Origin of the sequence: Pseudomonas sp. IT-P4 (assembly GCF_949767755.1) — a bacterium.
Taxonomy (GTDB): Bacteria; Pseudomonadota; Gammaproteobacteria; order Pseudomonadales; family Pseudomonadaceae; genus Aquipseudomonas; species Aquipseudomonas monachiensis.
Map to the genome: position 1 here is coordinate 1 of NZ_CATKPX010000008.1, position 236 is coordinate 236.

Sequence of the window (236 nt, forward strand, 5' to 3'; positions counted from 1 at the left end):
CGCTTCAGCTACAACCTCGGCGGGCATCTGACCCAGGTCGACGAAACCGGCTACGGCGAACGCGGCGAACGACCACAGCGTCGTACCGAATTCGAGCGCGACAGCATTGGCCGGCTGCTGGCCAAACTCAATGGCGATGCCCGTCAGGATTACGTGTACGACGACGCTGATCGCCTGCTGTCGATCCAGCGCCTGCCGACCGGGCAGGGCAAGCAACTGGGTGTCAGCGAAGAAAC

General features: G+C 63.1%; 1 protein-coding gene. It reads left to right on the top strand.

Features of this window, described 5'->3' with window-relative positions; translation table 11 throughout:
- A partial coding sequence (locus tag ACM6IT_RS00045; RefSeq protein WP_414917226.1) for a hypothetical protein occupies positions 1–236 on the top strand: 236 nt, incomplete at both ends.